The following is a 24312-nucleotide window of genomic DNA, read 5'->3' as shown; positions in this document are numbered from 1 at the left end:
CGGATCAGCCCGCGGCTTTCATTATTTTGTCCATGTGCCGATCTTATAAGCTCCGTCCGAAAGGCGTTCCGTATTAGCAAAATCAACCCCGGGTTGGTTCGTGGACGGATTAAGAATCGCTATAGCCAGCTCATAGGTACCGTTTGGCAGCGTGTTTGTGGAGATAGAGCCTGAGACTGTATGCAAACCAGTCCTCCAGGTTCTTAAGTCCGCCGATGTGGATTGACGTGCCACGACATGGCCTCCGCTGCGCAGCTGCACTTCAACAGGCCAATTGAACGGGAAGTGTTGAACTCCCTTATTTTCCACAGCGACGGATACATTTAACGCACTTCCGCTATTTTCTTGTGGATATGCAACTTTCTTCAATACAAAGTGATAGCCCATTCGTTTCTTCAGCGTATCCATATTGCCCTGCAACGGATTGCCTAGCGCCAAGGAAGCTGGAGAATTCGGTCCAAGCCAGCTCGGTTTGCTAAGCTCGGTCTGCCGCAGCGTCTCATTAAAGCCGCTGCCTGTCGTGAGCGCAGCATTCATACCATAGGCACCTCCGTAAAATTCGCCGCCAGAGACGCGAGTGTCCCAGAAGTTGGCATGGTTTGGCTGCTGCTGGCCGATATCATCCCAATAACCGTTCTGTGTGCCAGTATACCATCCCCATTCGGAATCGAAGCTCGGCTGATCTCCGAACACGTCATTATACATTCCTAGAATCAGACCCTTGTTATTATTCTTGGCCAATTCCACGCTCCGTCTGATCAATAGCTGCGTATGATGCTCCTGATCGGCAAAAGCATCAATATAGTGCTGAATGTATTGGTTGGATATTGGGTTCGGAGGAAACGCGCCTGTATAGTTGCTTTCCCCGTTCGGTCCGATGTAAGGCCAGGTGTGGAATTCCGCCCAATGGCCCAGCGAACCGATTTGCACAAAAGCAATCGGGCTATCGGCCGTGTTGTAATGCTCCGCAATCGCCTCAATGGCAAGCTTGTGTCTGGCGATCAAATACTCGGAACTGTAATTCGGGGAGAAGCCCGTGTTGTTGCCGGCTCCCATACCACCGGTTTCATCTTGGTAGGCTTTACCTGGAGATTGTCCCAAACTGGCCATGTCGTTGTACAGCCAGTCGGGAATATCCCGGTGAGGCACGCCGGAAGGACTGTCCAGAATAAAGCGCAGCACCACCTTGACTCCGCGGCTCTGCCAATCGTCGAAATGATTGGATGCTTCAATTGCACTGAAATCATAGTTGCCTTTTGTTGGCTCTAACTCCTTCCAGGTGACACCGGCATACACGAGACGGTGGTCCTGCGGGTAATTGGTTGATTTCGCTGAAGGAGCCCAACCCTTAAACGGGTTATTGAGCGGATCATTCAGCTCGGCTGGGTAGAATTCGATCATGTTTCCTCCCGGATTTTGTGCTTGTAAGGTATAAATGGGAAGCGGCTGGTTCTGCGCTGGCAGGCGATGGATATCCGAATTGTTGTCCAGATAACCAATGCTCACGCTGCTGCCTACAGCTAGTCCAAGTGTAGCGAGAGGGAGTGCAACTTCGATCACAGATGAGGAACGCACGTATTGAGAAGAAGGGAGGGAGGAAGACCAATCCCAATTCCAGCTGCTGCCATTTCCAGCGTAGCGGTAAAGCGATTGATTTTCGAGGAGCCATTCAATTCCGGTCGCCCCCCATCCGTAGGCTTGATACCCGGTCGAAGCATTCTTGTCCGTATTCAGCCAGAAGCTTCCCATGGTAGTGCTAAGGCTTGAGCCTTCCACAAGCAGATAAAGATTCTTGTCATCGTGGGAAGCCTTTAAGACACCAGCGGTTCCCGAATTCGTGGCAAGCGCCGGAATCCCTTCCCAGTCACTCGGATCACCATCCACAACGATAGAAGCCGCTTCAGCAGTCGAAATAAAGAGGGGATAAGGGAGCAAGGTAAGGAGAACAGCCGTCATAATAAAAATAGCGAACGTCATTTTCATGTTAATACCCCATGCTTTCATGTCAAAACCTCCTCACAGAATGATTGGTATCATAGAGTAGCAAGTCCAAACGTCTTTGTAACAATGGATTCACTCTACCGAATCTGAACCTCTCACCTCCTTTCCTATGTAATTTCCTTACTTCCAACATCCACCATGAAAAAAAGAGCACCGTGTCAGGTGCCTTCATGTGTAATGCGTTGATGAATATATTCATTTCAACTTCATAGTCCCTTTAAGTGGAACTGCGTACGACCAAACGGGTAGGCAAAATCACCTTCTTGGGCAGTAGTTGATTTCCGTTCATTCTGTCAATCAGGTTGTCGACGGCAACCATACCGATTTCTTTTGTCGGTACATCGATCGTTGATAGAGGCGGATTGGAATACTTGGACACCTCGATATTGGATAGACCCATGACAGCCACTTCAGTAGGAACGGCAATGCCGTTGTTATACAAGCCGTTGAGGGCAGCCATGGCCATTAGATCGCTGCCTGCAAAGAAGGCGGTCGGGCAATTTTTGGTCTTACATAAATGATTTATTTGTTCAATGCAGACCGCTTCATCCCACATGCAATCAATAACCCAATCGGGATTCACCGACATTCCGGCAGCATGCATGGTGGCGTAGTAGCCTCGGTAACGGCGGCTGTCTTTCAGGTTATTCGTTAATCCGCTTCCCCCGATGTAACCAATCTGGGTGTGGCCTTTTTCAATGAGGTGGTTGACGGCCATCGAAGCAACATTGTAATGATCATAGCCGACATTATCGATATCCCCGCGCTCGGTATCAATCCCCACGATATAAGGAACCTGCTTGCGTATATACTCATAGGTTTCACTGTTCAACGATTCCATAAGAATCAGACCGGTAATCGGTTCGCTGAATGTATTGAATAAGATCTTGCTATCATCCAGCTCGATTCCAGTCCGGATGAAGGAAATGTTATATCCCGCACTCAGCAATCGCTCTTCCACACCGGATAAGATCGACATGAAATAAGGATCGTTGTATTTATCTTTTGTTACGCTTAGTACACAACCGATTTTGATATGCGACTTGCTCTCGGAATGATCCTTGGTTGAAACTTTTCGCTTGGGACTTGAAGTGATTTTATAGTTCAGCTGCGTAACCGCCTGCCAAACTCGTTCCCGGGTTTCGTCCGTAATTTTATATTTCGTATCATTGTTTAACACTCTGGATACGGTGGCAGTAGATACATTTGCTAATTTAGCAACATCCCGAATGGTACTCATAAATAAACACATTCTCCTTTTTAGTTACGAATAGTCACCATTTAGAGTTTATAGGAATGTCACATGGTAAACAATGATGGACCTGTTGGTTGTTTTGTTGCGTTAGTTTGTTGCGTTATTCCGTTACGTTCTAAGTTTACAGTCATTCATGATTAAAATCAATCATAACATGTTCCTGTCGTGCAATGTTACTAGAATTTTTTTAAAAATCTAAAATTATTATTGCAAGGATATGCATGGATGATATAACATGAAGTCACGAAATGTTACAAAGTTTTACGCTGTTTGTTACGTAACATTTACGTAACAAACAGCGGCGTTTGAGCAGGCGGCGGGGGGCTGATTAAAAGATGAACAAAGCTGTAACGGTTTACCCCAAGATTTTAGAAGACATCCTAAACAACCCGGGCATTGGTTTTATAGCAGCACCGGGGTTAATGGGGGACCCGGATCGGATCTGCAACAACCGAGGGGAAGAGCAGAAGAAATATAAGTTCACGGAAGACAGCAGGACGTACAATCATCCCGACAGTAAAGTGTATTTCTGCAGCGCGCGCTGGCGGGACTTGGAAGTTCGTCAAGGGGAGTATAGGTGGGAAGTTCTTGAGGAGAGGCTGGACTACGCCAAATCGCTAGGCTGTACGGCCGTGGTTCGCTGTTCCCCATACGCGTTAAGCGAAGAAGATGATATACCAGCTTGGTATCGTGCGGAACATCCGGAGGAGCCCGACTTTCCGTTCTGGAGGGTAGACCCTGAGACCACACCCTATGTGTTGTATTGGTCTGACTTTATCAAGGCGTTTGCCGCACGGTTTGACGGACACCCAGTCATAAGCTCGATTGATTTGACGATTGTAGGGGCCTGGGGAGAAGGCGGCGGAACGGAGTTTTTAAAGCCGGAGGCCATTAAGCGCATTACAGATGCTTACTTGGATGGGTTTAAAATAACCCCTCTCCAAGCTCTGCTGCATGATCCCCTGTCGATCAGCATCATGAAGGAGCGCAAAGCCAAAGTGGGCTTTCGCGTCGATTGCTTGGGTGATATGGGCGGTTTTCATGGAAAACAGTGGTCTCATATGACGGATTTCTATCCCCAGAATATTCAGAATTTCAACATGGGAGATGCCTGGGAGAAGGCTCCGATTCTATTTGAAGCATGCTGGCACATGAATGATTGGTATCTTCAGGGCTGGGACATGGATTATATCATTCAAGAAACGCTGAAGTGGCACATTTCTTCCTTTAACAACAAAGGAACGGTAGTCCCCGAACCATGGAAAGAGAAGGTCAAGGCTTGGCTGAACAAGATGGGATACCGCTTTGAATTGAGGAAGTTCACGTACGATTCGATGGTGAATGCGGGAGGTCAGCTAACAATCAGTGCGTTGTGGGCTAATGTAGGAGTGGCCCCGATCTATAATCACTATCCGCTGGTCGTGAGGCTTACCGGCCATGATCAAACCTATACACTGCGCAGCAGAGAGGACATTAGGGAGTGGCTGCCGGACGAAGATATTGCTTGGGAAGAGAGTTTCCATTTACCCGGTAATATGTCCGAAGGCGAATATCATTTGGAGATTGGCATCGAAACCGGAGTTAAGGAAATCGGGAATATCCAGCTGGCGATCGAGGGGAACAAGGACGGCTATTACCCGATGGGCAAGCTAATCGTTGAACGGGGGAGAAAAGGAAATGGAGAGTCTGTTGAAATTTAACGAGTGTGTCGCAATCTGCAACTTTGATTACCTGCCTGAAGGGTTGGAGGCTAAATATAATCGCTATAAACCGGATAGCAAGCTCCATCTCATTCCGAGGGAGTTCTTGTCTGGAATCTTTGAGCAGTATCAAATTCCCGAACCTACCCGCCAATGGCTGGTCCATGGGGTTGAGGCGATAGAGAAAGATGCCGTACTACTTCACTTTACCCAATTTTTGGTAGATGATATGTGCACTTTGCGCAATCGCTGTGATGAGACTCATTATACGAATATGACACCAGGATGCATGGAGCAATACGGAGAATTATACTCCTTTCTTTTGCTGCTGGCCTGCGTTGTTCCTTCCATGAACAAACTGGAGGCGCGTTCCGTACCAAAAGCCTACTACGAGCAGATCCCTCAACAGCCCCTGAAACTTCAATTGGAAAAATTGGTGGAGCACGGCGATGCCAAGGTTCATGATTTTCCATGGGTGATGAATTTTTATACCTGCTCCATCTTTCTGTTAGACCGGTTTTATTTTATCCCCTACCGATTTGAGGATCCTTTCACCATGTTCCGTCATGTGGACACGCAGGAGGTTATTGCCCTTCGGCACGCAGGCGAAGAATTTCGCAGTGATGGACAACGGAACGGCATCAATGATGTATATGATCTTCAAGGAAACTTCACCTCAGAATGGCACGAGAATGCCGAGTTTGTCATCGCTAATCGGATAAATCCCATGGGATTCGTGGAAAGAGAAACAACGCCGATCCTTAAGAAGGAATGGGAGCCGGCACTTCAAAAAGGGGATACGCTGTTAGCCCTTCACATTCCATCTGGCCCCGGGTACACACCGGACAGGTTGAAGAGTTCTATGGAGATGGCTGCTGCATTCTATGACCAGTACTTTCCGGAGTTACTCATCAAGGGCTTCTGGAGCTCAAGCTGGCTCTATGATACAAGGCTGTCGCTTATCCTGGACCCTGAAAAAAGCAATATCGTCCTCGTTCAACGACAATTCTATAATTATCCGACCATGGAAGGGGACGGCATGCTGCGTTATGAAGCCTTTGGGGACTGGAAGGCAGACCCGGTCCGAAACCCAGGCGAATATACAACCTCCCTGCAAAAAGCAGCAGCGGCGTATATGGAAACGGGAGCCCGTTTTAACACATTAAGCATGATTGTATTGCGGGAAGATATCGAAAAGATTGGCAGTAGGCCGTATATAACCGATGCAGATATCGAGCAGTTCCATAAAACCGTTGACAGCCATTTGCAAAGGAGAGAAGAGGATGGGGAAATACTCGCTCGAAAACTACGAGAAGTATAAAACCGTAAAAATCCGACCGCAACCCTTATTGAACCGGGAGTTTGATGCAAACCAGGGTCCATTCGAATACGTCTCCTTTTCCTGGAGAGCGCTTGAGCCGTTTCGAGGAGAATACAGACTTGAAGCGATCCATGAAGCACTGCATACGGCCCAAAATCCCATTCTTGTCCTGGTACCGGAATTGCCGATCTGGGCTCCGGATTACGCACCTGATTGTTTTGCCGCTTTGATCCGAAAAGTCGGTAGCTATATTGACTCCGACAGACACTTAACAGCCGTTCTGATATCAACCTTAGCTGACAGTAAGGAAGAATGGAACGCTTATGTGGAGTCGTTTGAAACGCAGACGCTGCTAGCCGAACTGCAGAATGACAGATTGATTCAACATTTAAGAGAACGCAGTCGCGGATTTGGCCTGCTGGTGAAGTGCGGTGAGGAGAATTGGATCGAATGCTGTGAAGCTTTTGCCATACATAAGCTGCAGAAAGTATGGAAGCGTTACCAGGTGGTCCTTCATGTGACTGATAACGTTTGCGGTCCTCATACAAGACGCGAGGCGTATCGCTGGCACGCCAGCCTCTCCAATCTGAATATGGGGCTTGGATATCATCTAACTTTGCGCCGACTGACTTATCCGGAAACGGTATATAGCCGTGGAAGCTTGCCATTGCGATTCTGGTTCGTCAACGAGGGCAGTTCGAGAATATACCGGGAGTTTCAGTTATGGGTGCAGTTAAAGCAAGGGGAGGTTTCCTATGAGTATCCCCTGCACGCAGCCACGCATTCCTGGTTAACCGGAGACCTTGTCCATAACGAGATGGTCCCCTTGAAGGATATGTCACCGGGTAAATATACGCTGAGTATAGCACTCTATTTCGAAGACCGGTCGTATATCCCCCTGCATATACAGAATCCGCAGCAGGATGGGTATTATGAGGCAGGCATGATACAAGTCGAAATATCCGATGAGGATCCGCTTATGAATATTTGGGATGCCTATTATCCGGAAGGATATTATCCCTTGGAAGATCCTGTGGTTCCAGAACAGGAGTAGATTGTTTAGGACAAATACAAGTTCGCTGGAGGTTATGGAGTTGAAACTAGCATTAATTGGTGCAGGACAAAGAGGCATGATCTATTCAAGGCATGCTTACCAAAGTGAGGAAATTGTGGCGGTAATCGAGCCGGATGTCGGCAGAAGAAAGGCAGCGGCGGATGAGTTTCAGATTCCGCTGGAGAAACAATTTGCATCCGTAGATGAATTTTATCGACTCGGTAAAATTTGCGATGCCGTCATCATCTCTTCCATGGACAAGGACCATTATGAGCAAACAATGAAGGCGCTTGATCTTGGTTATGATATTTTGCTCGAGAAGCCCATTTCACCAAGTCCTGAAGAAAGCTTGAGTATACAACGAAAAGCCAATGAAACAGGCCGGAAAGTGATTGTATGCCATGTGCTCAGATATACGAACTTCTTTGCGGAAATCAAGAAAATCATCGATAGCAATGAGCTTGGCAAGATCGTGACCATACAGCACAACGAGAACATCGGCAATTTCCATATGGCACATTCTTTCGTAAGAGGCAATTGGAGAAGAAGCGATCTGGCGAGTCCGATCATCATGCAGAAGTCCTGCCATGACATGGATATTCTATCCTGGCTTGTAGACAGCGGGGCGAAACGAATCTCTTCGTACGGAAGCCTTACGTATTTCAAAGAGGAGAATGCACCGGCAGGCAGTGCGGAACGATGCCTCGACTGCAAGGTAGCTGCGGACTGCCGATTCGATGCAAGAAAAGCCTATTTGCCTGTAAGGGGCCAATGGCCGGCTGCCGTCATTTCGGCGGATCAAAGCGAAGAGGGACTGCTCCAAGCGCTCGCAACGAGTCCTTACGGACGCTGCGTTTATCGGATGGACAATGATGTGTGTGATCATCAGGTGACCATTATCGAGTTTAAGAACGGGGTTACGGCAACGTTTAACTTGAGCGGATTTACGAATAAAATGTACCGCACGCTCAAAATCATGTGCGAGCATGGGGAGATCCGCGGGGATGACAGTTTGAATGTTATTGAAGTCACCCGCTTTAACTCCAATATGGCAGAACCTGTTCAGCAAACCGTCATTCGGCCGGCAACAGTGAGCGGCGGACATAACGGCGGCGATACTGGTCTGATGAACGACTTTTTGGAGAATCTGGGGAATGCCGACTTCAGCAGCAGATCCTCCATCGACATGTCCGTTGAAAGCCATATGATGGCCTATGCCGCGGAAGAGGCGAGAATTACCGGTACCGTGATCGATCTGGATGAACTAAAGATGAAGCTGCAACACGGCATTACAGTATAGTCGTGTAATCACATGTAAAGGGGTGATGGAATGAGTTCGGCTGTTAAGGGATTTCTCTATGAAATAAAAAAACACAGGATCCTGTATCTCATGTGCGTGCCCGCGCTGATTGTGCTGATCATGTTCTCCTATATCCCGTTTGCCGGGATATGGATGGCGTTTACCGATTTCAATGTGGTCGACGGCATCTTCGGCAGCAAATTTGTGGGTCTGGACAACTTCAAATACTTTTTCTCGGAAAACAGCATGGGATGGAAGGTAACCTATAATACGCTGTACATCAACTTTTTCGGTCTCATATTAGGCATTATCATTCCTGTCAGCATTGCCATTCTGATCAATGAAATTCGGCATAAAGCCTACAAAAAGATCGCTCAAAGCATGATGTTTTTTCCGTATTTCATATCATGGGTTGTCGTCGGGGCGATTCTGTACGGAATTTTCTCCACGGATGTGGGCGTAGCGAATCATATTTTGAAGTTCTTCGGTGCAGAGCCGATCTCCTGGTACTCGGAGCCAAAATATTGGAAGTGGATCATCATTCTGTCGAGCGTCTGGAAATGGAGCGGCTACAGTTCCATTGTCTACATGGCGGCGATGTCCAATTTTGACGGGAGCTTATACGAAGCGGCCAAGGTGGATGGCGCCAACAAATTGCAGCAGATTCTTTTTTTGACCGTGCCCATGCTGAAGCCGACGATCATCGTTTTGAGCTTGCTGAGCGTCGGACGAATCTTCTACGGGGACTTTGGGATGATTTACGGTATTGTCGGCAACAACCCGGTCCTGGCTGAAGAAGTCACGGTCATCGATACCTATGTTTATCAGTCGATGCGTACGCTGGGCTTTTCTTACTCGACGGCAATTGGGTTATTCCAGTCCTTGATGGGCTTGATCCTGATTACGGCTGCTAACAAATCCGCTAAGAAAATAAACGACGGAGAGGGTCTATTTTGATGATGGAAAAGAATAGATTGCTTGGTGATAAATTGGTGATAGCCTTTGCCTATGTATTCATTGGCTTATTTGCACTCGTTTGTCTGTATCCTCTTGTATTAACGTTAAGCGTGTCCTTTTCTTCGGAACAGGCCGTTGCGAGAAACGGCTATTCGATCTTTCCCTTGAGCCCCAGCTTGGATACCTATAAATATATCTTTGTTAATAGTGGAATGAAATTGCTCAAATCCTATGGCGTGACCCTGTTTGTAACCACCGTGGGGACGTTCGGGGCTCTGTTGATTACCAGCATGATTGCATTTTCCCTATCCATAAAAAAGCTAAAATACCGCAACGTACTCGCCTTCATTAGCAACTTTACGATTATCTTTTCAGCCGGTTTGATTCCGTGGTATATGGTCAGCGTCAATTATTACGGATTGAAGAACAGCATTCTGGCCTTGATCCTGCCGTCCATATTCAGCGTATGGAACATGTTTCTGATGCGAACGTACTTTGCAAGCATCTCTCCATCTTTATATGAAGCGGCTGAGATGGACGGCGCCAATTATTTTACGATCTACGTAAGAATCGCTCTTCCATTAAGCAAGACCGCACTATTGACGGTTGGATTAATGTATGCGCTTCAATATTGGAATGATTGGTGGCATGCTCTGATCTTTATTAACGAACGCGATTTATTTCCGCTTCAATATTTCCTCTACAACATCCTGTCGAACGTCAATGCGATAAGCTCCGGACGGATTCCGTCAGGGGCATCAGGCAACATCACATTGCCTGCGGAAACCGTGAAGATGGCCATTACGGTCATTACGATCGGTCCGATCATTTTCCTGTATCCTTACATCCAAAAATACTTCGTGCACGGGATTATGGCCGGAGCGGTAAAAGAATAGACACCTGCGTGGTTATTGGCCAATTCAGGCTTTTAACATAGATTAACCATTTTATTAGGGAGGGTCTTTCATGAAAGCAAGGAAAATGCTGATCTTGTTGGTTTTATTGATTGCGTCTGTTTCGGTAATGGCAGGATGCAGCGGCAAAAAAGAGGGGGCAGCCGCGCTCGAAACCGTCACGATTTTGTACCCTGGGGAACGAAGCGACCGCATGAACGAATTTCTAGACAACGAATTCGCAGAGAAAATGGCAGCCGATCTCGGTCTGAAGGTCGAAGTCACATTTGTGCCGTGGGCCCAGTATTGGGAACAAAAAGATATCATGCTGGCCGCAAATGAACCGATCGATTTATATTGGGATGGACTCCCGGACCTTTCGACGATCGTCAACAAGAAACAAGCCATGGTATTGGATGATTTAATCCAGGACTATGGTCAGGATATGTTGAAAGTTTTGCCGATGGAACAGCTTCAAGGCGCAACGATCGATGGGAAAATTCATGGCATTCCGTCGGCATATGCACCGTCCTCGGCCATGTACCAGCTGGTTGCCGTCCGTCAGGATATCCTCGAAGCCGTGGGGATGACCGACTTGAAGACTGCCGATGATCTAAAAGAATTCGCGACCAAGGCGAAAGAGAAGTTTCCTGAAATGAAAGGACCTGCCGATGTCGTCTTTAAACCTTTAACCCGATATTTTGCCGATGAACAATATAACTGGATCGCCGTAGAAGATTTGGTCGTATTCGGGGAAGACAGTAAAAAAGCATACAGTTATTATGAAACAGAGGCTTTCCAGCAAGTAGCGAAGTTTAACCGTGGCATGTATGATGCGGGGTTATATACAGAGGATTTGACCATCAAATACAACGAGAGAGACTCCCGTATGCAGACAGGCTTATATTTATGGGTTGAAGGCTCTTTGGGCAAGGAAATGGAAATTATTAATACAATCAAAGCCAATGCACCGGATGCCAAAGTTAAAACGTACCTGTTAGCCGAGGATAAACCGCGCTATGTGACAGCCACAGGCGGAGAAGTTCTTGGCATACCAGTAAATGCTCCTAATCCGGAAGGAGCCATGAAGTTTGTGAATTGGATTTATAAATCCCAGGAGAATTATCTGTTTGCCCTCTATGGCGTCGAAGGCAAGGATTACGAGATTGTGGATGGAAGAATCAATAAGCTGACCCCTAGCGAATTCTTCTATGAATGGATGTTCAGAAACCAAAATTACCAATTGTTCGGGCCGGATGTGGCACAAGAGTCCATCGATAAGTATAAGAGCTGGGATGACCAGGCTATACGATCCGCTTCATTGGGCTTCCGATTTAATAATGAGAAAGTCAAATCTATCGAAACAGCTCTGAAAGAAGTCGTTGGCAAGGACTTAGCTGCTATACGTTCCGGTTTTGTGGACTTTGAAACAGCGTATCCTAAGGCCATTCAGAAGCTAAAGAAGGCAGGCATTGATGAATATGTAGCTGAGGTACAACGTCAGTTAGATGAGTTTTTGGCGGGGAAATAAAAGCGTGTTCTAAAAAGGATAGAAACACATTGAGGATCGACATACAGTCCATGAAAGAAGAACGTCTGAAAGGGATAATGTCACTTTGAGAAGAAGCAAACCCCCAGTCTTGAACAAGACCGGGGGTTTCTGGCATTGGATGCCATCTCGCTTAATAAGCCTTCATTGACAATAAGTGTAATTCTTGTGTACACTCTTTTTATTCCGACTGTTCAGTATAAATAAAATCAACAAAGATACAGGTGAAGAAATCATGCCCAAATTAGGGATGGAACAAAAACGCAGGGCAGACGTCATTAATGCCACGTTAACCTGCATCAGCATGTATGGGATTGACGGCATGACCCTGGATAAGGTTGCTGATCATGCGAACTGCTCCAAGGGAGTTGTCACTTATTATTATAAGAATAAGGATCATCTGACGATTGAAGCTTTCAAGTCGTTCTTGGCGTACTATGGACTGAAGATCGAATCAGGCATTGAGCATACCATGACATCGGGGGAAATGATGGATCTTGCCCTGAAGTTTATGCTTCCCCCGCTCACCGATGACAAGGGTCAAACGATTAATGTGTCGCAGCTGGATGGGGTCGAGAAGATGTATATCCCGCATGCAGATCAAGGCAAGCTCTTTGTGCAGTTTTTCTCAAAAGCCATGCTGGATCACAATTTGCAGGAAGTGGTATCGAAGAGTTACGAGGCTGATCTCCAAGGCATCACCAAGATCATGGATTACGGTAAACGGACGGGACAGATGTCTGTTGAGGATTCCCACAGCGCTGCCTATGGGCTGATGGCGATGGTTATAGGTCTGAGCTTCTTTAGAGTAGCGAACGTTCCACCGGCCAATGGCGGCGATAACCGGTACATATGTGAGGATTATGTAAGAAGACTTACCCAAACAGGAGGGAACTATGGATATCGAGAAGGTTGAAACAGATAGAGGAACCATAGCGGTCGTAAGCAGCAATGAAATATTGATAAAGGATGTCCAATCCGCATTGGATCTTATGGCAACCGTGCAATATGAAACGGGCAGCCATCGTATGGTGATGAATCAGTCGATATTTAGCGAAGCCTTCTTCGATTTGAAGACGCGCCTTGCAGGCGAAATCCTTCAGAAGTATATCAATTATCATGTAAAGGTTGCGATTATCGGAGATTTTTCTATTTATCCGAGCCAAAGCTTGCAAGACTTCATATATGAATGCAATAAGGGAAACGATTTCTTTTTCTTGCCGAGTGAACAACAAGGAATTGAACGGTTAAGCAGGTTGAACTAAGAGACGAAAGCGGGAGGAAGACGGTTGTCAGTACCAGTTTTTAATCCAAAAGAATATCCGATGGTAGACATTCCAGCAGGCGAAATTCAATTAAGGGACGACCGAATCAAATCTTCGTGGGCGGTTGAAGTGAATGCTTTTCAGCTTGCACCGATTCCTGTTACAAAGGCGTTATATTTCTCGCTTATGTCGCAGTCGGCAGGATTCACTGATGTCATGCAGGCTCCGGTCGTCGATGTATCATGGAATGATGCGATTCACTTCTGTAATATGCTATCTCGGCACTCAGGTCTAGACGAGTGTTATTCGGCCACGGAAGATGGTGAGCGTGTGGTGTGCAACTGGGAGACGGATGGGTACCGCCTACCGACGGAAGCGGAATGGCAATATGCGTGTAGAGCCGGGAGTGATGGCTATCGTTACGGAGAGCTTGATGACATCGCTTGGTATGAAGGGAATTCCGGGGGCGCCCTGCATGTGGTAGGCAAAAAGCATCCGAATGCCTGGGGGCTTTACGATATGCTCGGAAATGTGTGGGAATGGTGTTGGGATATATACGATCCGGACGTATACGGCTCATACAGAGTATTCCGCGGCGGAAGCTGGGCGGAAGAGGCCAGGGGCTGTGGGGCGACATGCCGCCGTCGTAGCCACCCGACCTTTCGGATTGAGGATCTCGGGTTTCGTCTGGCCAGATCGATTTTACGATAAAGCTGATCCTTAATGGATTAGCTTTTTTTTGATCGTGCAGCACCTAACGAATTTCCAATAAACGCATCGAAACGCCGTCAATTTTCTTCAGAAGGTAATAGATGCTAGGCCATCAATACTTCACTATAACTAGATATGTCACATAAACTAACGCGGTAAATACACCTAAATTGCGTATAGACAAGGCTGGAAGACATCAGTAAGATTGGGTTTAACTTTTCGGGGGAGGTGTGGGGAGCTAAAGGTAGTCAAGGTTTGAATTGCCGTAGTGTTGATCAAAAACCAGGAAATTCAAGGGATGAAGGGGATAAGAAGATGCCACATGGACCAACATTCAATAATCCGATTGTGGAGCAAGCAGCCGATCCTTGGGTATGGAAGCATACGGACGGCCATTACTATTTTATGTCGACGAGACGCGATCGTCTGGAGTTGACGCAATCCGCGACCTTGACAGGCCTTGCGGAGGGCCGGAAGAAAACGATCTGGACTCCGGAAGCCGGCGGACGCTATAGTTATAACCTGTGGGCGCCGGAAATTCATCATTTGGATAACAAATGGTACATTTATTTTACGGCAAATGATGGAGGAGGCGACGAGTCACGCCAAATATGCGTGCTGGAGAACGTGGAGCCTGATCCGATGGAAGGCGAATGGGAGTGGAAGGGCGCGCTGCCAACCCCTGTACCCGGACTGGACGGTACGGTCATGACCTTAGGGAATCAGCTTTATTTCCTGTATGCCGGGTACGGACATTTCCCGGACTACGGTTCCGCCATATACATCATGAGAATGTCGAACCCTTGGACCTTGACGGGGGACCATGTATTGCTCACGGCCCCGACTCTATCCTGGGAAAAACAAGGCGGAATGGCCATTAACGAAGGTCCCGTTATCCTTCAGCGAAACGGCCGTATCTTCCTAGTATACTCGGCCAGCACCACCTGGTCTGAGGATTATGCGCTGGGAATGCTCACGATGGATGAAACCGCAGATCCGATGGACCCGCTTTCCTGGACTAAATCCATGGAGCCTGTATTTTGCAAAAGCGTGGGAAACGGGGTGTATGCCACCGGCCATAACAGCTTCACGCAATCACCGGATGGCAAGGAGGACTGGATCGTCTACCATGCGCTTCCAGCGCCTGGAGCAGATACGGCCTTGCGATCGACCCGCATCCAGAAGTTCGACTGGAAGCCGGATGGAACCCCGGACTTCGGTGTCCCTGCCAGTGATTCGGAGGCCATACCGATACCGTCCGGAGAATCATGTATGCGGATTCATAACATAAACGAGTAGGTACTGCCGAGAAGAATGATGATGACGGCAAAGGAGTGGCAAATGCCGCACTGATGAAGTGAACATTCATAGGATTTTATATAAACCCCCATTCATTACGGATTTTGTGTAATGAATGGGGGTTTATTACGGATAAGAGTAAAACGTGAAGGAATTGCAAATCCATAACGGAAATCGTGTTTTTCCAAATGAAAATCCCTTTGTATAAAGGGGCATGAGTTTATTTATCGTTTCCGATATCCTAAATTAAAAGCGTGTATTTGAAAAAACGACTCATTTTAGTTACAAAAATTATGTATGAAAGCGTTGACAAGATAAATAGATATGCTTATACTTCGGTTAAATATACAGAATAATTGTATTAAATGGATGCGTAGAGGTTGGTAATACCGTCAACTTACATGTGAAAGGGGATCCATTGGAGTGGTGATGAGGAAGAGCAGCATTTCAGACGGGGGTGCTTAGACACTCCGACGATTGAAGAATGGTAGATAGCAAGCTTTAAACTGGCGCCCCTTAAAAACTACGGAATATAGATCCTCTCGACGCTAATGCTGGGGGTGCTCGTCAATTATTCATATCATGGGAGGTTAAGCATGAACAGAACGATGAAGCCTTTATTCACTCTGTTATTCATATCCATATTGATCATTTCGATGGTGACCGCTTGCAGCGGTAAAGCAAAGAATGAGCCCGATAATACCGTAACCCAGGAGGAGGGCGTCTCCAAAGAGAAGAATGAGGTGACCTTTGAAAATATTAGCGGGGACATACGCGGCAACAAAGCACCAACACAGGAACAAATTGACGAGGTAAACAGCACGCTGAATGATACATACCTTGGCGACGTTTTCGAAGAAGTCATTCCTAGCGATTATTCCGCTTATCCCGTCAAAGGCGATGTGGTGCTGGATGTATGGATGCCTGCCAACTCCAACATCCCGGATATGAATAATCACTTGGTTCAGAAGCAGGTGGAGAAACTGACCGGCATTAAGGTGAACTTCATTACGCCGCCTGTCGGACAGGAAGCCGATGCTTTTACCTTGATGATCTCCTCCGGCGAGCTGCCGGACATCATTATTGACCCGGGCCGTTATCCGGGAGGCTTTGAAGCGGGGGTGAATGACGGCGCTTACCTCGATCTGACCGACCTGATGGAAGAGCATGCTCCCAACTATACAGCGTGGCGCAATTCGGACGAAACGAGAAGAAAAACGACCGTGACCGACGATGGCAGGCTGCTGGGCTTCTACGGCATCGCCCCGTATTCCGAATGGATCTGGTTCGGAACGCTGATCAAGCAGGAAGCGCTGGATAAGACGGGACTTCCAATCCCGACAACAATAGACGAATGGTATGAGTTCCTGAAGAAGTCTAAGGAAGTCGGATATAAAGCTCCACTGAATTACGGATCGACGTACGGTCAAATTTTTACCGGCATCATTAATGGTGCATATGGCGTCTGGGACTGGACCTTCCTGGATGAGAACGGCAAGGTCGCATGGGGTCCTGCGCAGCCGAAAGCCAAGGAATATCTCGCGACCATGCAGCAGTGGAACAAGGAAGGTTTGCTGAATCGGGATTGGGCAACCGCTGATTTCAATCAACGGATGGCTAGCGCGATATCCGATGATACGGCCGTGATGATGGACTCACCGGATACGATGTGGAGCTATTGGAAAGTGCAGAACGATATTGATTTCGTGGGGGCGCTGAATCCTGTACTTAACAAAGGAGACAAATCCTCGACCACCTATAAAAACTTCAAAAGAACCGGAACCAGTGCGGCCATCACCACCCAGAGCAAAAATGTCGAAGCTGCAATGGCATGGCTGGATTTCAACTTCAGCAAAAAAGGCTGGGAGCTCATTAACTTTGGCGAGTACGGCACGGTGCATTTGGTGGATGAGCAAGGAATGCCTTATTATCCTGAAAACAGCTACATCTACAATGATCCGGACGGTCAGCCGGTAGACGTCACACTTTGGAAATACCGCTGGCACAGTTGGCCGAATATCCGCGACGAGCATCATGCCAACCCGTTGATCTCGGCGAAAGGAAGTTATTCCGGAGATATCCGAAAGAATTGGACGGAAAACATGGATACCAGCATGGCGATGCCGCCAATCACGTTTACGAAAGACGAAGCCTCGCGCGAAGCCGAGCTTGGAAACCAGTTATCGACGCTGCGCGGAGAATACTTTGCGAAGATCATTATGGGCGAATTGCCGGTCGATGCTTACGATAAATTTTTGAAGGAAGCGCAAAGCATGGGGCTGGACGAATTCATAAGTCTCCATCAAGCAGCCTTGGATCGGTATAACCAACGATAGTTTTCATAATAAGAACAGGTGGTTGATTCATGGAGATATTACGGAAAAACAGGGAAATAGACCATGTTCGGACGCCCTCGGAGCCCAAGAATGCCAAGCGGTTGATTCAAAAGGACCTGAAAAAGAATTGGTTCGTCTATCTGATGGCCCTTCCCGTCGTGGCGTGGTTCATTATCTTCTGCTACGGGCCGATGTGGGGCGTTATGATCGCATTCAAGGATTTCAAGCCTTTGCTGGGCTTCGCGGATAGCGATTGGGTGGGCTTCAAGCATTTTATCGATTTTTTCTCCGGACCCTATTTTTGGAGAGTCGTCAAGAATACGCTCCTGCTGAATGTGTGGGGGATCGTGTTTGGATTTACGGCACCGATCATCTTGGCATTGCTGCTGAACGAAGTTCGTTCTTCCAAGTTTAAGCGGACCGTTCAAACCATTACGTATATGCCGCATTTTATTTCACTGGTGGTTGTGTGCGGGATCATTCACATCTTTACGGCCAATGAAGGTGTCGTTACGCAGCTGCTTTCGTTCATAACGGGAAAAGACTACTCATCCCTTCTCGGGTATTCCAATTTGTTCCGGCCGATTTATACCTTTTCCGGAATCTGGCAGAGCATCGGATGGGACAGCATCATTTATCTGGCTGCGATGAGCTCCATCGATCCATCATTATATGAAGCGGCCGATATCGACGGGGTCGGCAGGGTGAAAAAAATGTGGTACATTACGCTGCCTCAGATCAGTCCGGTCATCATCATCCTGTTTATCTTTGCGATCGGCGGATTGATGGCCTCCGGCTACGAGAAAATTATCCTGCTCTATAATCCTTTGATCTATGATACGGCGGATGTCATCGCCTCCTATGTTTACCGAAGGGGCTTGAGGGAAGCGAGCCTAAGTTATTCCACAGCCGTCGGATTAATAAGCTCCATCGTGAACTTCGGGCTGTTATGGATGACAAATACCATCGTGAAGCGCAGATCTGAATCCAGCTTATGGTAAGAGAGAGGGAAGGCTATGGAGGATATCAAGCAACTCAAAGTGAAACGAAGAAGGAAGCATAAAAGCATAGGGGACCGCGTGTTCGACTTCACGAACTATACGCTGTTAACCGCATTAACGTTGGTTTGTTTTTATCCCATATTGCATATCTTCTTTGCTTCCGTCAGCGATCCCAGCGCCTTGATGGCCCATAAAGGGGTATTGTTAAAGCCGCTGGGGTTCACACTCGACGGTTACAAGCTGGTGTTTAAAGACAACAGCCTGCTGAAGGGGTACATGAATACGATCATTTATGTTGGACTGGGCACCTTGGTCAATATGGTCATGACGATATTAGGCGCATACGTGCTCTCCAGGCGGGACTTGTATTTCAAAAATTTTATCATGATTTTAATTACGATCACCATGTTTTTTGGCGGAGGGCTGATTCCCTGGTTCCTGTTAATGAAGGACATCGGCTTGTACAACAATCTGTGGGCGATGATTCTGCCGACCGCTTTAAGCACTTGGAACATCATCATTTTAAGAACCGGATTCCAATCGATTCCGAGAGAGCTGGAAGAAGCGGCATTGATTGACGGCGCGAGCCAGGCCAATATTCTGATCACGGTCATCCTGCCACTGTCGAAAGCCACGCTGGCCGTTATCTTCCTGTATTATCTGGTCGGGAATTGGAACTCCTGGTTTAACGCGATGGTCCTGCTGAAGGATAGGGAATTGTTCCCGTTACAGCTGCTGATGAAGGAAATCCTGGTCGCTAATGATTCGACGGCCACCACGATCGGCAGCGCGGGCGGGGTTGTCATTAACAGTGCTCAGAGCTCGACGGCTTTCCGGGAGTTGGTTAAATATTGCGCAATAGTAGTTTCGACCGTGCCTATATTGCTGGTGTATCCTTTCCTGCAAAAGTATTTTGTGAAAGGCGTTTATGTGGGTTCGATCAAAGGCTAGACGTTCAAACGAGCAGATAGAGAGATTAAATAATTAGGAGTGAGTTGCATCATGTTGACAGAAGTTAGCAAGACACAACCGGTTCGCAACGAATATCCGAGACCCCAGTTTCAGCGCAAAGAGTGGTTAACCCTCAATGGCGAATGGGATTTCCGTTTTGATGATGAAACCATCGGCGAGGATGAAGGGTGGTATCGGGCGGAAGCGATGGCTTCCTTTACACGGAAGATCAACGTCCCCTTTACGTTCCAAAGCAGGCTGAGCGGCATTGGAGATCCTTCTTTTCATGATGTGGTATGGTACCGCAGAACGTTTGAAATCCCGCAGAACTGGAACGGGAAACGGATCGTGCTTCATTTCGGTGCCGTGGATTATATGGCCAAAGTGTGGGTGAACGGGCATTTGGTGGCCATGCATGAAGGAGGGCATACGCCGTTTCAAGCGGACATTACGGCCGCGCTCACGGAAGGAAGCAACACGGTCGTGCTGCGGGCGGAGGATTTCAGCCGCGACGTCACTCTGCCGAGGGGCAAACAATATTGGCTTGAGCATTCGGCAAGCATTTTCTATACCCGTACGACTGGCATCTGGCAGAGTGTGTGGATAGAGCCGGTATCCCCGGTACATCTGAGCAAAGCGATGATGACGCCTGACATTGACCGGAACGAAATTCGCATCCGGACATTCCTTGACGGCTATAAATCTACAGAGGATTTTAAGCTGCAGATCACCATATCGTATAAGGGTGAATTGGTTGCCGAGGATCAGTATACGATCCGAAATGCGGAACAGCTCCGGACTATAGGGCTGAGCGATTTTACGGATCATGGCCTGGGACGCCTCTGGAGCCCCGAGTTTCCGAACTTGTATACCATCGAGTTTCGCGTTGTTCAAGATGGGAACGTTGTCGATCAAGTATCCAGTTATTTCGGGATGCGGAAGGTATCGATCGAGAACGGCAAGCTGTGCCTGAATAACCGCCCGTATTTCCAAAGGCTGGTGCTGGATCAGGGGTATTTCCCTGAGGGAATTCTGACGGCTCCTTCAGACGAGGCTTTGAAGCGCGATGTGGAGCTGGCGAAGGAAATGGGATTCAACGGCGTGAGAAAGCACCAGAAGACGGAGGACCCAAGGTTCTTGTACTGGTGCGACCAGCTCGGCTTGCTGTTATGGAGCGAGGCGGCTAACGCGTATGAATATTCCGAGTCCTATGTTCGCCGCTTCACGGCGGAATGGCAGGAGATCATCGAGCGGGACTATAACCATCCTTGCATCGTCACCTGGGTTCCGCTCAATGAGAGTTGGGGCGTTCCCAATGTTCAGATGGATAAGCGTCAGCAGCAGCATGGGCTTGCCATGTATCATTTAACGAAGTCATTGGACGATAGCAGGCCGGTTGTTTACAACGACGGGTGGGAGCATATGACCACCGACCTGGTTACTATTCATGACTACGAGAGCCGCCAGGAAGTGCTGGAGGAGCGGTATGCAACAGCCGCTTCCGCGGTGGAAGCCATGCCGGCGAACAGGAGAATATTCGTCGGCGGCGCTTCTTACGAAGGCCAACCCATTCTGGTATCGGAGTTTGGCGGGATAGCCTTTAAGAAGAGCGATTGGGAGGGCTGGGGGTATTCCGGCGCCGAGAACGAGGAGGACTTCCTGATCCGGCTCAAGGCCGTAGTGGATCCGATGTTTTCATCCCCGGTGATCCAGGGATATTGCTATACGCAGCTGACGGATGTTGAGCAGGAAATCAACGGTTTGCTGACGTATGACCGTAAGCCGAAGGCGCCGCTTGAAACCATTCGCAACATCATGACGGGTAAATAGGAGGTGGAGAAATGGAAGGGACGAATGCCTACGAAGGCGTATACCATAACGAGCGAGCAGTTTATTTGAGAGCCGGGGGTTATGAGGCCATCATGCTTCCGGATATCGGCGGGAATTTGATATCGTTCCGGGACCTCGATAAGGGCTATCGGTTTCTGCATGAGCCGACGTCGGAGGAAATGCCGGGATTCAAAGCAAGGCCGATGATTCATGGCATTCCGGTATTGTTTCCCCCGAACCGCTATAAAGACGGCCAGTTCCGGTGGAACGGCAAAGTCCATCAGCTGCCGGTCAATGAAGAGGCAACCGGTCATCATCTGCATGGATTTCTGTACAACATTCCATGGGAGGTCGATGAATACGGGCATTCCGGGCAGGAAGCTTATGTGACCGTGTCTGTCCACGTGGATGAACAGCATCCGGTATTCCAAAGCTTCCCGTTCCGGTTCCATATTCAGCTTCGGTATGGCTTAAGCCGGCAGGGGCTATCCCAGCGGGTAACGATTACCAATACAGGCCAAGAAGCCATGCCGTGTTTGCTGGCGTTCCATACGTCCATCAACGCGCCATTTACCAATGGAGGCGACGCCCGGGATTACCGCTTAAAGCTGACCGTCGGGAAGCGGTGGGAGCTGGATGGGCGAATGCTGCCCACCGGATCCTATCAGGAGCTATCCGCTAACGAGCAGGTCATGCAAGGAGCAGGCGTTTACCCCTTCTTCGAAAGTATGGACAATCATTATACCGCTGTAGCTCAAAATGGAAGAAACCGGATGGAGCTTACCGATCGGGCGGAGAAACTGATGCTGGTTTATGACGTAGGCACCTCCTATAAACAATGGATGATCTGGAACAACGAAGCGACCGAGGGTTTCTTTTGTCCTGAGCCGCAGATCAATCTGGTCAATGCGCCCAATATGGACATGGAAGTCGAAGAAATCGGGTGTTTCAGTCTTGAGCCAAATGAAATCTGGGAAGAGACCAGCAGGCTGTACGTGAAGGAAAGCCGAGGCTAAAGCCATAGGTGACAGCCGGGTAACAGATAAATACCGACAAATTAAACCTAAAAGAAGGAGTTAAACATGACAGAATTAACACTGCCGCGTTCGGAATACCCCCGCCCGCAATGGGTAAGACCTGAATGGATTAATCTGAACGGTGCTTGGCAATTCGAAATCGATCATGGGAAAAGCGGGAAGGAGCGCGGATTCCATGAGCCGGGACATGATCTATCCGGAACGATCACCGTTCCCTTCTGCCCCGAAAGTAAGCTGTCCGGCGTTGAATATAAGGATTTCATGGCAGCTGTATGGTACAAACGCGATTTTACCGTGCCTGAAGAATGGAAAGGCAGCATCCTGCTTCACTTCGGAGCTGTGGATTACGAGACGGAAGTATGGGTAAACGGTGTATCCGTAGGAATGCATCGCGGAGGATATACGCCTTTTAGCTTTGATATTACGTCGCATGTGATACCGGGCAAGAACGTGATTACCGTCTGTGCGGAAGACGACGTCCGTTCCGGACGCCAGCCGCGCGGGAAACAAAGCGGGCGGTTTCACTCGCATGGTTGTGATTACACCCGTACGACGGGGATTTGGCAGACGGTATGGTTGGAGCGAGTGCCGGAGGCCTATTTGTCCGACATGAAAATAGTGGGTGATCCCGATAATGCCTGCGCGCACCTTGAAGTAAAGATATGCGGAAATGCTGTGGGACATAAACTGAGCGCCTCCGCTCTGTATGAGGGAAAACCTGTAGGGAACGCCAGTGCGGTCGTATCCGGGCCGTCCGTCAAACTTACCATTCCATTGGCGGAGGTTCACTTGTGGGAGGTGGGTCAGGCGAGGCTGTACGATCTGGAATTAACCCTGCAAGGACGGGATCAGGTTAGCGATAAGGTCCAATCCTATTTCGGGCTTAGAACCGTCATGCTGGACGGCATGGCCTTCCGCATCAACGGCAAATCCGTGTTTCAGCGCCTTGTGCTGGATCAAGGTTTCTATCAGGATGGGGTCTACACCGCCCCAAGCGATGAGGATCTCCGCAAAGACATCGAAATTTCGATGGGACTCGGCTTTAACGGCGCAAGGCTTCACGAGAAGATGTTTGAACCGCGCTTTCTATACTGGGCGGACCGTTTAGGGTATCTGGTGTGGGGAGAACATGCAAATTGGGGATTGGACATTACCACAACGGAGGGGCTGTCACATTTTCTCCCGGAATGGCTCGAAGGCATGGAACGCGATTTCAATCATCCTGCTCTCATCGGCTGGTGTCCTTTTAACGAGACATGGGACCGTGACGGCGCCAAGCAAAATAACGAAGTGCTGCGCATTGTGTACGAAGTATCGAAAAAGATGGATCCGACGCGTCCCGTCATTGATACGAGCGGTAACTTCCATGTCGTGACGGATATTTTCGATATCCATGATTACGACCAGAACCCGGAGACATTCAAGGAACGATATGAGCCGATGAAGAACGGCGGAGAGGTGTACAATAGCTTCCCGAATCGGCAGCAGTATGAAGGCCAGCCTTATTTCATCAGCGAATATGGCGGCATATGGTGGAATCCGGACCAAAAAGACGAGAAGTCCTGGGGTTACGGCGACAGGCCGACCTCCGAAGAAGCGTTTCTAACGCGCTATGCGGGCTTAACGAATGTGCTGCTGGATCATCCGAAAATGTTCGGATTTTGTTATACCCAGCTGTACGACGTGGAGCAGGAAGTGAACGGATTGTATACCTATGACAGACGTCCAAAATTCGATCCCGAAGTGATTCGCCGCATCAATTCCCGCAAGGCCGCGATTGAAGATTGAGCCGGTATCATGACCGTTATCGAAGTAGGCGGTGTTACATTTCTGCGTGGTGTATGATTGCAGA

Annotated in this window: 19 protein-coding genes; 17 read left to right on the top strand and 2 right to left on the bottom strand. The window is 48.3% G+C overall.

The annotated features are described in order from the left end of the window. Nucleotides 1–21: 21 nt before the first annotated feature. Nucleotides 22–2004, bottom strand: a complete 1983-nt coding sequence (locus NYE54_RS25595) for a DUF4832 domain-containing protein (RefSeq protein WP_339267128.1) — start codon at nucleotides 2002–2004, stop codon at nucleotides 22–24. Between the two features lie 214 nt (nucleotides 2005–2218). Continuing rightward, nucleotides 2219–3241: a LacI family DNA-binding transcriptional regulator gene (locus NYE54_RS25590; RefSeq protein ID WP_339267126.1), complete on the bottom strand. Its 1023-nt coding sequence runs from the start codon at nucleotides 3239–3241 to the stop codon at nucleotides 2219–2221. Nucleotides 3242–3591: 350 nt separating this feature from the next. Between NYE54_RS25590 and NYE54_RS25585 the strand changes: the two genes are divergently transcribed. The 17 genes from NYE54_RS25585 (at nucleotide 3592) to NYE54_RS25505 (ending at nucleotide 24248) form a co-directional block, all read left to right on the top strand. Continuing rightward, nucleotides 3592–4956 (top strand): DUF4832 domain-containing protein, encoded by a 1365-nt coding sequence (locus NYE54_RS25585; RefSeq protein ID WP_339267124.1) that lies wholly within the window; start codon nucleotides 3592–3594, stop codon nucleotides 4954–4956. Next, nucleotides 4934–6277: an acyltransferase domain-containing protein gene (locus NYE54_RS25580; protein ID WP_339267122.1), complete on the top strand. Its 1344-nt coding sequence runs from the start codon at nucleotides 4934–4936 to the stop codon at nucleotides 6275–6277. Before NYE54_RS25585 ends, NYE54_RS25580 begins: the two co-directional genes overlap by 23 nt. Further along, nucleotides 6240–7331 carry a DUF4832 domain-containing protein gene (locus tag NYE54_RS25575; protein WP_339267121.1) on the top strand — a complete coding sequence of 364 codons (1092 nt, stop codon included), beginning with the start codon at nucleotides 6240–6242 and terminating at the stop codon, nucleotides 7329–7331. The genes NYE54_RS25580 and NYE54_RS25575 overlap by 38 nt, the downstream gene beginning before the upstream one ends. Nucleotides 7332–7371: 40 nt before the next feature. Next, nucleotides 7372–8631 carry a Gfo/Idh/MocA family oxidoreductase gene (locus tag NYE54_RS25570; RefSeq protein WP_339267119.1) on the top strand — a complete coding sequence of 420 codons (1260 nt, stop codon included), beginning with the start codon at nucleotides 7372–7374 and terminating at the stop codon, nucleotides 8629–8631. Between the two features lie 30 nt (nucleotides 8632–8661). Then, nucleotides 8662–9588, top strand: coding sequence for an ABC transporter permease subunit (locus tag NYE54_RS25565; RefSeq protein ID WP_076324239.1), 927 nt, complete (start codon nucleotides 8662–8664; stop codon nucleotides 9586–9588). After that, nucleotides 9588–10484, top strand: coding sequence for a carbohydrate ABC transporter permease (locus NYE54_RS25560; RefSeq protein WP_339267116.1), 897 nt, complete (start codon nucleotides 9588–9590; stop codon nucleotides 10482–10484). The genes NYE54_RS25565 and NYE54_RS25560 overlap by 1 nt, the downstream gene beginning before the upstream one ends. A gap of 70 nt (nucleotides 10485–10554) precedes the next feature. Then, on the top strand, nucleotides 10555–12012 hold the full coding sequence (locus NYE54_RS25555) for an ABC transporter substrate-binding protein (protein WP_339267115.1): 1458 nt from the start codon (nucleotides 10555–10557) through the stop codon (nucleotides 12010–12012). Nucleotides 12013–12265: 253 nt separating this feature from the next. After that, entirely contained in the window at nucleotides 12266–12946 is a 681-nt protein-coding gene (locus NYE54_RS25550) for a TetR/AcrR family transcriptional regulator (RefSeq protein WP_339267114.1), read from the top strand. After that, the gene (locus tag NYE54_RS25545; RefSeq protein WP_339267113.1) at nucleotides 12927–13295 is read left to right on the top strand and encodes a DUF4180 domain-containing protein; all 369 of its coding nucleotides are present in this window, start codon (nucleotides 12927–12929) and stop codon (nucleotides 13293–13295) included. The genes NYE54_RS25550 and NYE54_RS25545 overlap by 20 nt, the downstream gene beginning before the upstream one ends. 60 nt (nucleotides 13296–13355) lie before the next feature. Then, the gene (locus NYE54_RS25540) at nucleotides 13356–14006 is read left to right on the top strand and encodes an SUMF1/EgtB/PvdO family nonheme iron enzyme (RefSeq protein WP_339273658.1); all 651 of its coding nucleotides are present in this window, start codon (nucleotides 13356–13358) and stop codon (nucleotides 14004–14006) included. A 315-nt stretch (nucleotides 14007–14321) separates the two neighbouring features. Next, nucleotides 14322–15305, top strand: coding sequence for a glycoside hydrolase family 43 protein (locus NYE54_RS25535; RefSeq protein ID WP_339267111.1), 984 nt, complete (start codon nucleotides 14322–14324; stop codon nucleotides 15303–15305). A gap of 596 nt (nucleotides 15306–15901) precedes the next feature. Then, nucleotides 15902–17641, top strand: coding sequence for an extracellular solute-binding protein (locus tag NYE54_RS25530; protein ID WP_339267109.1), 1740 nt, complete (start codon nucleotides 15902–15904; stop codon nucleotides 17639–17641). A gap of 29 nt (nucleotides 17642–17670) precedes the next feature. Next, nucleotides 17671–18642: an ABC transporter permease subunit gene (locus tag NYE54_RS25525; protein ID WP_076324224.1), complete on the top strand. Its 972-nt coding sequence runs from the start codon at nucleotides 17671–17673 to the stop codon at nucleotides 18640–18642. Between the two features lie 15 nt (nucleotides 18643–18657). Next, on the top strand, nucleotides 18658–19593 hold the full coding sequence (locus NYE54_RS25520; protein WP_076324223.1) for a carbohydrate ABC transporter permease: 936 nt from the start codon (nucleotides 18658–18660) through the stop codon (nucleotides 19591–19593). Nucleotides 19594–19644: 51 nt separating this feature from the next. Beyond that, nucleotides 19645–21423: a sugar-binding domain-containing protein gene (locus NYE54_RS25515; RefSeq protein WP_339267107.1), complete on the top strand. Its 1779-nt coding sequence runs from the start codon at nucleotides 19645–19647 to the stop codon at nucleotides 21421–21423. An 11-nt stretch (nucleotides 21424–21434) separates the two neighbouring features. Next, nucleotides 21435–22439 (top strand): aldose 1-epimerase, encoded by a 1005-nt coding sequence (locus NYE54_RS25510; protein WP_339267105.1) that lies wholly within the window; start codon nucleotides 21435–21437, stop codon nucleotides 22437–22439. A 66-nt stretch (nucleotides 22440–22505) separates the two neighbouring features. After that, entirely contained in the window at nucleotides 22506–24248 is a 1743-nt protein-coding gene (locus tag NYE54_RS25505; protein WP_339267103.1) for a sugar-binding domain-containing protein, read from the top strand. Nucleotides 24249–24312 lie beyond the last annotated feature (64 nt).

The organism is Paenibacillus sp. FSL K6-1330, from assembly GCF_037976825.1.
In the GTDB taxonomy this organism is placed as follows: domain Bacteria; phylum Bacillota; class Bacilli; order Paenibacillales; family Paenibacillaceae; genus Paenibacillus_AQ.
This window is presented reverse-complemented; position numbering and strand designations above follow the sequence as displayed.

What these genes read in the sequence shown, in the direction of transcription:
- NYE54_RS25545 (WP_339267113.1), top strand. Translation starts at nt 12,927, where the DNA reads ATGGATATCGAGAAGGTTGAAACAGATAGAGGAACCATAGCGGTCGTA.
- NYE54_RS25575 (WP_339267121.1), top strand. Translation starts at nt 6,240, where the DNA reads ATGGGGAAATACTCGCTCGAAAACTACGAGAAGTATAAAACCGTAAAA.
- NYE54_RS25515 (WP_339267107.1), top strand. Translation starts at nt 19,645, where the DNA reads ATGTTGACAGAAGTTAGCAAGACACAACCGGTTCGCAACGAATATCCG.
- NYE54_RS25555 (WP_339267115.1), top strand. Translation starts at nt 10,555, where the DNA reads ATGAAAGCAAGGAAAATGCTGATCTTGTTGGTTTTATTGATTGCGTCT.
- NYE54_RS25585 (WP_339267124.1), top strand. Translation starts at nt 3,592, where the DNA reads ATGAACAAAGCTGTAACGGTTTACCCCAAGATTTTAGAAGACATCCTA.
- NYE54_RS25505 (WP_339267103.1), top strand. Translation starts at nt 22,506, where the DNA reads ATGACAGAATTAACACTGCCGCGTTCGGAATACCCCCGCCCGCAATGG.
- NYE54_RS25595 (WP_339267128.1), bottom strand. Translation starts at nt 2,004, where the DNA reads ATGAAAGCATGGGGTATTAACATGAAAATGACGTTCGCTATTTTTATT.
- NYE54_RS25550 (WP_339267114.1), top strand. Translation starts at nt 12,266, where the DNA reads ATGCCCAAATTAGGGATGGAACAAAAACGCAGGGCAGACGTCATTAAT.
- NYE54_RS25510 (WP_339267105.1), top strand. Translation starts at nt 21,435, where the DNA reads ATGGAAGGGACGAATGCCTACGAAGGCGTATACCATAACGAGCGAGCA.
- NYE54_RS25540 (WP_339273658.1), top strand. Translation starts at nt 13,356, where the DNA reads ATGGTAGACATTCCAGCAGGCGAAATTCAATTAAGGGACGACCGAATC.
- NYE54_RS25580 (WP_339267122.1), top strand. Translation starts at nt 4,934, where the DNA reads ATGGAGAGTCTGTTGAAATTTAACGAGTGTGTCGCAATCTGCAACTTT.
- NYE54_RS25535 (WP_339267111.1), top strand. Translation starts at nt 14,322, where the DNA reads ATGCCACATGGACCAACATTCAATAATCCGATTGTGGAGCAAGCAGCC.
- NYE54_RS25525 (WP_076324224.1), top strand. Translation starts at nt 17,671, where the DNA reads ATGGAGATATTACGGAAAAACAGGGAAATAGACCATGTTCGGACGCCC.
- NYE54_RS25520 (WP_076324223.1), top strand. Translation starts at nt 18,658, where the DNA reads ATGGAGGATATCAAGCAACTCAAAGTGAAACGAAGAAGGAAGCATAAA.
- NYE54_RS25590 (WP_339267126.1), bottom strand. Translation starts at nt 3,241, where the DNA reads ATGAGTACCATTCGGGATGTTGCTAAATTAGCAAATGTATCTACTGCC.
- NYE54_RS25530 (WP_339267109.1), top strand. Translation starts at nt 15,902, where the DNA reads ATGAACAGAACGATGAAGCCTTTATTCACTCTGTTATTCATATCCATA.
- NYE54_RS25560 (WP_339267116.1), top strand. Translation starts at nt 9,588, where the DNA reads ATGATGGAAAAGAATAGATTGCTTGGTGATAAATTGGTGATAGCCTTT.
- NYE54_RS25565 (WP_076324239.1), top strand. Translation starts at nt 8,662, where the DNA reads ATGAGTTCGGCTGTTAAGGGATTTCTCTATGAAATAAAAAAACACAGG.